The following is an 8151-nucleotide window of genomic DNA, read 5'->3' as shown; positions in this document are numbered from 1 at the left end:
AAAATCAATCCCGCCAGTCCTCCGGTACGTACGTACACGGCGAAACATCGTAAAATCCATTTATATGAGGTCTTGCCACAGCTTCCACGCCCATAAAGCCCCACACCCGCCGTCCGGCAGAGTTGGTGATGTTGTTGCAATGCTCCAGATTGAATCTCCCGGCATTGGCAATCATGGCATCGCTGAATCTACGGGCTTTCAGCGGTGCAAGGGAGTTTTCCTCACACCACATCCGGTAGATTTCATAGAAATCCTTAGAGCTGATGGAAGCATCCGCTTTCAATCGGATGTATCCCTCCGACTCCATGAAATCAAAGATATTGTTGTTGTCACGCTTGACCGCTTCCCGGTTTTCCCGGATACGGTCACTCTCCGTAAACTTAAAGTTGTTGGCAACAAGCCGCTGTAAGCCTTCAAATGCCCACAGGAAGATACCCTCGGCTTCAGCTTTCATCTTCTCTGCAAGGTCAGGATCATCGGCTCTGTCCATGGGCTTTTCTTTGGTGGTCAGCACAAGCTGTCTGCGGTAAAAACCATCGCTGCGATCATATAGGGCTTGCAGATCACCATTGCTGAATGCCAGCAACCGGGCAAACATCCAGCCCTGATAACTCTGCTTGCCCTTGCGTTCCAAGTCCATTTTGCCCTGTGCAGTCACGATGGATTTTACATAGTTGGTCTGACGCAGAGCTTCCATCCGCATATCATCATCCACGCACAGCAGGATGTGTTCCAGATCGGCACGGGCAAAACGGTTTTCAGAAATCTTCCCGATGCTGCCGTCTTTCATATTCGTGCCGAAGATGGTGGACAGCACCGCACCGATTTGAGATTTACCCTCGCCACCGTTGCCTTTAATCACCATCATGCGCTGCCCCTTGTTGGAGGGAATCAGGCAATAGCCGATAAACTCCTGCAAAGTTGGAATGTCCTCGGCGTAAAGCAACCCATCCAGAAAGTTCAGCCAGATCACCGGTGCAGGAGCATCGGGATTATAGCCGACAGGCAGACGGCTTCGCACGATAGCCGGTCTGCCTTCGGTGAAAGTGCCGTTCAAGAGCAGCGTACCGTTGGCAACATGGATGCGATCCTGCTCCGGAGGGAAGTCAGACACCTGCGCTTCCAGTTTCAGCACTTCCAGAATGTTGGTGATCTTCCGTGGGATGTTGTTCACGGCACAAAATTTCAGCTTGTCGTAAATCTCCCCACGCAGAGGAAGGTCATCCGTCACTCGACCATCGGGCGTGAAAAAAGCTCCGTTTGCGAAGATGATTCTGCGCTCATGCAGAAATTCTTCACAAAACAGAGCTTCGTTGATGTTCTGCCCGTCAAACCAGACAGGAAAATTCATATTAGGCGTTTTCCGGTTCTTCGCCACGGTGCGCCACCTCCTTTTTCTTTCGTGCGGTATACTCTTGCAGAAAAGCAATTTTGTCGTCCTGCATCAGCTTGTCCACCAATGCCACCCGTTCTTCCAGATCACCCACCGTCAGCACATCTGCCATATATTCGATATAGCAGTGCATCTGGCAGGCTTCCACAAAACGGTCATCCAGAGCATCTTCCGGTGTCTTGGGTGCGTATCGTATTTTCCAATCTTCCAGCAGATGCAGATAATCCGTCAGCACCCGGAAACACAGCATTTCATTCTCCCGGAACTGACGGATATAGGGACGCTTTGGCTTGACCATAGCTGCGGCAGTGGGCGGTTTCGGGTCAAGCCCGAAGTCCGCAGCCAGCTTTTGCGCTGCTTCATAACTGCTCAGATCGAACAGTCTTGCCACAAGGTCGATTACATCCCCCTTGGCTCCGCAGCCGAAGCAGAAGAAATAATCCTCGTTCAGCTTCAAGCTCGGATGCCTGTCGTTGTGGAACGGGCAGCAAGCCATACCATTGCGGTTGACATTCAGCCCGTAGTGTTTTGCGGCTTGCTTTACGCTGATTGCCGCCTTGATGATTTCATAGATTGTCATAGAAAAACCTCCGTTCATAGTATTTAGAAAGCACGAAACACCCGCCGTGATTGGCAGGGGTTTGGCTCCTTCTACTATGGTTATGCCGGATTTTTCAAAAAACAGGCTAATCGGAGGACAACCCCGTTTCAAAAAACAGGACAACTTATGGATAGATGTAGATTTCTTTACATTAGCATGATAGAATTAAGAAAATGAAAAAACAGGACAGGAGGGGCAAGCATGAACCAAGAACTGATGACATTGGATTTTTGGCAGGATACGGTCATATATGAGGGAAAAACACTTCCTGTCGGCGCTCTTGCCTGTGATGCGCTGAATGTCCCTGCGGATACCATCGCAAAGATGAACGAGCAATGCGAGAAAATCAATCTGCTGCTTGGAATATTAAACGCCGGACAGGATGCTTCTGCACTCTGTCCTATTGCAACGGAAGCTGCTCTGACGATGCTTGATATTCTCAGTCAAACACCGCCGTTCTCCTATATGAATATCTCAAAGCACAGAGAACGGATTGAAAAAGTCTTTACTGTGGACAATGCGCTGAAATATGTGGAGTTTGCCATAAAAGCCGCAACCAATTCTTTGCAATTTGAAGAAATCCAGAACTTTGCCGATGCGATGATGCTCCAACGTTATACCGCAGTTTTCGGGCATCTGGCATACTCCCTTGGGGAATACCAAACGGCCATGCTTGATTTTGCAGAAAAATCAGACGGCAATGAAGCAGAACGCACCGCAGAGGGTTTTGCAAAAATGTTCGGCGACTATTTTCCGCCGGAGTTCTCTATCACGGAGGGCAATGCCTGGATGTCTACTTTGAATAATTCCGTTCAGTATATATCGGTCATCCGTCCCGGCGAAAAAGTTGCGAAGCTGGTCAAGCGGATGCACTATGTATCCTTTGTAGGGATGTTCCGGTCTGATCTTTTTGAGGGCTTATGTGTTGGTCATGCCCCGAAAAAATGCAAAATCTGCGGCAAGTGGTTCCTCACCACCAACGCAAGGCACACCAAATACTGCGGCGGCTATGCACCGGGGGACAAGCTGCACCGCACTTGCCGACAGATCGGCAACCTGAAAGGCAGAGAACAACGGGAGCTTGCGGACGATCATCCGGTGAAACAGATTTATGAGAAACGGCTGAACACCATAAACCGCTATGTGAAGCGTGGTACTCTGGACGCTGATCTTGCAGAGGTTATGAAAAAGCTGGCAAAGGATAAAATGCTTCGAGCGCTGAGCAATGTCGCCTATGCCAAAGGTGATTACGAAAAAGAGATGGGACAGGCTGCTTTGAAGAAAGAAGCAAAATTACGGACGAAATGAGGAATATGTAATGGCACAGAAATATGATTTAACTGATATTGGGAATGCGCTTAGCCGGGTTATGGACAATCCTATGACCAAAATAATCCGTTCTGGCTCTATTGGTGTGTTGGGCGTAGTAAACCCAGTTGCGGGAATTGTAGGCGGAATAGGAAATGATCTTCTATCTGAATACAATACCTTCAAACTCGGCCATCTACTGAACGGTCTTGCATCTGGCTTTAATCTCGAAAGAAGATTGAACGAGCTTTACAACTATGTAAACTCCAGCCCGGAAAAGGCTATTATCGTAGCCAATCTGTTCAAACAAACCGTAAATGCAGAATGCCCAAAGGTTTGCGTTATTTATGGTCTAATTCTTGCAAACCATTTAGAAACACTTACAGAATTCACGCACGAAGAATTGATTGTCTGTAAAGCTTTGGAAAACGCTACGGATTATGATCTGAAGAATTTCAAAGAAATAATGGAGAACTATCTTAAGCCAACATCAAATGGAAGAAGAATTGTATTTCCAAAAGACTTTGCAGATATTGCTGCTTTCACCACCACATGCGATTGGTGTGTATATAATAGAATCTTTGCTTCTCGCACAGCAGAGTGGGGTGAAATGGAAGAAGGCATTTTGGATATGAGCACGTACTATTACGAGGCAAATCCTGCATCTGTTCTTCTGGATAATATAAATGCTGCAAGACAAACTTGGAATTATGGTTAATTATTCCCGCTGATTACTTAGAAGGGAGGTGCGCTATGCTAAATGATTTTTCGTGGAACATGACCGGATACATACCGAAGCACCAAGTTAATCCACACGGTGACGGCATCATCCCCTATGTGGCAGAGCGCATCTTCCAACTGGAACCGGAACCGCCAGCGGTGGACAGTCTGAATGAATATATCCTGTCTGCTTTGCGGGAAAAGAATTTGCTATATTTTTCGTTCTTTCTGCACCACTACGAAACGCAGCTCAACAAGCGCATCAAAGGCTTTCTCAGTGTGGACGGCGGCAATCTGTACGACACAGACCGATTTATCGATATAAAGATCTCCTGCCGGGAGCAAATGCTCCAAAAGCTGATGGACTATGATCCTGCCAAGGGTGCGGAGTATGCTACATACATCTATCCGTTCATCTGGGATTCTATGCTCCGTTTCCGCATGGGCGAAGAAAAATGGTCGGTATCCTCTCTGACCAATTACAAAATGGTGCGATCAATGGCGTGGCTGTACCATAACACCAAAGATGCGGTCAACCAGTTTTCCAAGAAGTATAACTGCGACCTTGCTCTTGCGGAAGAATATCTGAAAGTTGTCCGTGGAATCCGCAACCAGCAGCCGTTCTATATAACGGACGAGGACGGCGAGGAAACAGGCGAGGATATAGCCCTTGACGATAGCTGGAACTATACCGACATCCTCTGGAACGGCATACAAGCAGAAAAGGTACAGCGGGCATTTGAGAAGCTGAATTACCGGGAACAGACCTTGCTCGAAAAACGGTTAGCAATCTGTATGACCTGCGGGCGAGTTGGCTCATGGAAGAACCGCCCCACTTTTGAAGAATTGGCGATTATGTTTGAGGGCAGCACAGCCAGCGGTGCAGAGCGAGCCTACCGGAAAGCGGTGGACAAACTGACAGAACTGCTGGTTGCCGAAGGTGCGCTCCATGCTGTCCGGCTGAAACAGAAAACCAAAACCAAGCGCAAAAAGAAAATCGCCGCCGCAATCTACGAATATCAAGCAGACTGCGACGGCGAATGGGGCGAAATTTCAGTTGATTTTGAGAACGGCACAGCAGAGATTATCCGACTTGCTGATTGGGATACAATTAAAACGAACTGGTTTGCCAAGGAGGCGATCCGGTATATTTTATCATTGTCGCCTGATGCTCTTACAAAATATATGCTCGTCCCCCTTGAGCCGCCACTTATATCTTGAATCCTTACAACCACTGTAAGTGGTATTTGCTGTGTTCCCATGCTATCATTTTATTACAAATGATAGGAGGTATTCACATGAAACCCATTTTGAATATTGAAAATTTAACAAAAATCTATGGCAATGTGCCAAGTCAAACAAAGGCACTGAATGGGATCACCTTCCAGGTGATGCCGGGAGAGTTTCTCGGCATTATGGGAAGCAGCGGTTCCGGTAAATCCACACTGCTCAATTGTATTGCGACTGTGATTCAACCCACAGGTGGAAGCATTCAGGTGGAAGGCGATACTCTGCAATCCCTCAAGGGAAAGGCTCTTGCAGAGTACCGTGGCAAAAAAGTTGGTTATCTATTCCAGAACTTTGAATTGCTGGACAACCTGACTGGCAGGGAAAACATCCTGCTCCCGACTTCCTTGCATGGGGTATCCGAAGCAGAAAGCAGCCAGCGGCTGAAGCAGTTGGCTGACTATCTGGAAATCACTGATGTTCTGGATAAGTTTCCGTCCAAGATGTCCGGCGGCCAGCGTCAGCGTGTTGCGGCAGCAAGGGCTCTGATCTTACATCCCCAAATGATCCTTGCCGATGAACCGACGGGTGCGCTGGATTCTAAGAACGCAAGAAGTCTTATGGAGAAGCTGTCCGGCCTGAATCGTGACGAACAAGCTACGATCCTGATGGTAACCCATGATTCCAATGCCGCCAGCTTTTGCAAGCGCATTCTGTTCATCCAGGACGGCGTGATCTTTCATGAGCTTCGGCGTGGAGACGAAAGCCAGCAGGAGTTCTACGGGCGCATCCTGAAGGTGATGGCGCAACTGGGAGGGGGCAGCGCAAATGTTCTCTAATCTCATTCTTCGGAACAGCCACCGCAGCCGAAAGGAAAACGGTCTGTTTTTCAGCTCCCTGGTGATTTCTATTGTTGCCTTTTACATGATTCTTTCCATCTCCACTCAAGATGTGATGCTCTTTTTGCAGAAAATGGAGAGTGACGCAGTTGACAAACTCCTGCTTCTGATTCCTGCGTTTTATGGAATGACCCTCGGTATTCTGTTCTTTTTGATCTATTTTGCCTGCAAGTATCAGTTCGAGCGCAGACGGCATGAGCTTGGTGTTTATCTAATGTTGGGGATGCGTAGAAGTAAACTGTTTGGTATGCTTCTGGCGGAAGATTGCCTGACCAGTATTCTTGCCATGCTCATAGGCTTACCTGTGGCTGTGGTGCTTTCAGAAATTGTCAGTCTTGTCACCGCCAAGCTGGTAGGCATGGGGATCATCGGTCATCAGTTTTCTTTATCCTGGTCTGCGATTGAATGGACGCTGGCAGGATTTCTGGCAATTAAGCTGACGGCACTTCTGATTTTGAGTGGACGAATCAGCCGCCAGGAGATCGGTACTTTGCTATCCCAGCCAACGAACCGCCCCAAAAAGCAAATGCCATCTGTTATCTATGGACTGGCTGCTATATGCGGAAGTGTGATGTTGGCAGTGGCTTACTACATGGCGATTCAGGGAATTGCATGGACAAAGGTAAGTATGATGGGACTGACTTTGCTGTTGGGCATAGTTGGTACGATGCTGCTTTTCTATGGGATGCGTGCGCTGATTGCTTTGATTGTTAAGAAAGGAAAAGGAAATAAGCAGCTTCATGTATTTACCTTCCGGCAGATTCAGGAGAATGTCATTCATCAGTCAAACTCCATGGCCATCAGCTCCCTGCTGATTCTGGCGGCGCTGTGTTGTTTTGGTGCGGGCGTAGGAATTGCAGGAACGAATAGCCTGTCTTCTGGCCATGTAATCGACTATACTTTTGAAGATCATACTGCAGAAGATTCATCGCAGGTTCTTCCGAATATAAAGGCAGTCCTGAAAGAAAACAGTTTGGAAAATCAATTTTCAGAGCTTTTTGAAATGAGGGTTGGGCGTATTCGCACCACAGAAGATTATGATAATGCCTACAGCATGGACGCTGTTATGGACTCTCTTCGGAGCCTGCCCCAGTCGGAAGACCGGGATGTCCTTCTGAACAATCTTGGTTATGCCACATACCCATATTTGATTTGTTTATCGGACTATAATCGTTTGTTGGAATTGTCCGGCAATCCGGCTCTCCAATTAGGCGAAAAGGAGGCCACTGTCTATATTGATACAGAGTTTACTACGGCAAGCCGTACCGCAATGCTGAACCAAGTATTGGCCGGGCAGCCCAAGGTGGAACTGGATGGTAGTCCGATTCATCTTACAGGAGAGGTTCAGTCTGTGAATTTGGTCACGGACCGTTCTATAACCTTGTCCTTTGCATTGATTCTTCCGGATGAAGCATTCCTATATTATAGTCAGGGAATGTATGATACCTATGTCAATGCGGTGCTCAGTGAGCAAGCTCTGAATGGAAATAGCCTTATGACTGCCTATTCCGATCTGAACGAGAAGCTGGACAAAATAGGTATCGAATATGAAAGCTATCTTCAGAATATGGGCCGCCAGCTTTTCTACACCGTAGCATCCATCTATATTACCCTCTATCTGGCGATTGTGTTCCTGGTGGTTGCCAACACCATTGTGGGTGTTCAGTTCCTGATGAGCCAGCAGAAAACCGGGCGTAGATACCAGACCCTGATCCGCCTGGGAGCCACTTACGAAAGCCTTTGCCAGTCTGCCGGAAAGCAGATTGCGTGGTTTATGGGACTTCCTGTATTGGTTGCAGCTGTCAGCAGTCTGTTTGGAGTCAGAGCGTTGTTTACAGGGATACTCTCGTCCCGAACCCGTGGGACAGTGCCTGAAATGCTGCTTGTATCTGCTACTATGATTTTGCTGCTTTGCGTGATAGAATATATTTATATGAGAGTGGTCAAGCACTCCAGTGATCGGTATTTGCTGACACTGATGCAGCCGCAGAGAGAAGAATAAT

General features: G+C 47.7%; 7 protein-coding genes. 5 read left to right on the top strand and 2 right to left on the bottom strand.

All coding sequences use genetic code 11. The features are described from left to right. Window positions 1–4 precede the first annotated feature (4 nt). Together NI20_RS0111335 and NI20_RS0111330 are read right to left on the bottom strand one after the other, a co-directional pair. Window positions 5–1351 carry a phage/plasmid primase, P4 family gene (locus tag NI20_RS0111335; RefSeq protein ID WP_033121514.1) on the bottom strand — a complete coding sequence of 449 codons (1347 nt, stop codon included), beginning with the start codon at window positions 1349–1351 and terminating at the stop codon, window positions 5–7. A gap of 1 nt (window position 1352) precedes the next feature. Then, window positions 1353–1973: a CHC2 zinc finger domain-containing protein gene (locus NI20_RS0111330; RefSeq protein WP_033121509.1), complete on the bottom strand. Its 621-nt coding sequence runs from the start codon at window positions 1971–1973 to the stop codon at window positions 1353–1355. 222 nt (window positions 1974–2195) lie between these two features. Here NI20_RS0111330 and NI20_RS0111325 point away from each other — a divergent pair, with 222 nt between their 5' ends. The 5 genes from NI20_RS0111325 (at window position 2196) to NI20_RS0111305 (ending at window position 8150) form a co-directional block, all read left to right on the top strand. Next, the gene (locus NI20_RS0111325) at window positions 2196–3302 is read left to right on the top strand and encodes a DUF6076 domain-containing protein (protein ID WP_033121508.1); all 1107 of its coding nucleotides are present in this window, start codon (window positions 2196–2198) and stop codon (window positions 3300–3302) included. Between the two features lie 10 nt (window positions 3303–3312). Continuing rightward, window positions 3313–4020, top strand: a complete 708-nt coding sequence (locus NI20_RS0111320; protein WP_033121507.1) for a hypothetical protein — start codon at window positions 3313–3315, stop codon at window positions 4018–4020. Window positions 4021–4055: 35 nt separating this feature from the next. Then, entirely contained in the window at window positions 4056–5243 is a 1188-nt protein-coding gene (locus NI20_RS0111315) for a hypothetical protein (RefSeq protein ID WP_033121506.1), read from the top strand. 77 nt (window positions 5244–5320) lie between these two features. Then, on the top strand, window positions 5321–6088 hold the full coding sequence (locus NI20_RS0111310; protein WP_033121505.1) for an ABC transporter ATP-binding protein: 768 nt from the start codon (window positions 5321–5323) through the stop codon (window positions 6086–6088). Continuing rightward, window positions 6078–8150 (top strand): FtsX-like permease family protein, encoded by a 2073-nt coding sequence (locus tag NI20_RS0111305; RefSeq protein WP_033121504.1) that lies wholly within the window; start codon window positions 6078–6080, stop codon window positions 8148–8150. Before NI20_RS0111310 ends, NI20_RS0111305 begins: the two co-directional genes overlap by 11 nt. The last annotated feature ends 1 nt before the right edge of the window (window position 8151 follow it).

Origin of the sequence: Oscillibacter sp. ER4 (assembly GCF_000765235.1) — a bacterium.
GTDB lineage: Bacteria > Bacillota > Clostridia > Oscillospirales > Oscillospiraceae > Hominicoprocola > Hominicoprocola fusiformis.
This window is presented reverse-complemented; position numbering and strand designations above follow the sequence as displayed.

What these genes read in the sequence shown, in the direction of transcription:
- NI20_RS0111310 (WP_033121505.1), top strand. Translation starts at nt 5,321, where the DNA reads ATGAAACCCATTTTGAATATTGAAAATTTAACAAAAATCTATGGCAAT.
- NI20_RS0111330 (WP_033121509.1), bottom strand. Translation starts at nt 1,973, where the DNA reads ATGACAATCTATGAAATCATCAAGGCGGCAATCAGCGTAAAGCAAGCC.
- NI20_RS0111315 (WP_033121506.1), top strand. Translation starts at nt 4,056, where the DNA reads ATGCTAAATGATTTTTCGTGGAACATGACCGGATACATACCGAAGCAC.
- NI20_RS0111325 (WP_033121508.1), top strand. Translation starts at nt 2,196, where the DNA reads ATGAACCAAGAACTGATGACATTGGATTTTTGGCAGGATACGGTCATA.
- NI20_RS0111320 (WP_033121507.1), top strand. Translation starts at nt 3,313, where the DNA reads ATGGCACAGAAATATGATTTAACTGATATTGGGAATGCGCTTAGCCGG.
- NI20_RS0111335 (WP_033121514.1), bottom strand. Translation starts at nt 1,351, where the DNA reads ATGAATTTTCCTGTCTGGTTTGACGGGCAGAACATCAACGAAGCTCTG.
- NI20_RS0111305 (WP_033121504.1), top strand. Translation starts at nt 6,078, where the DNA reads ATGTTCTCTAATCTCATTCTTCGGAACAGCCACCGCAGCCGAAAGGAA.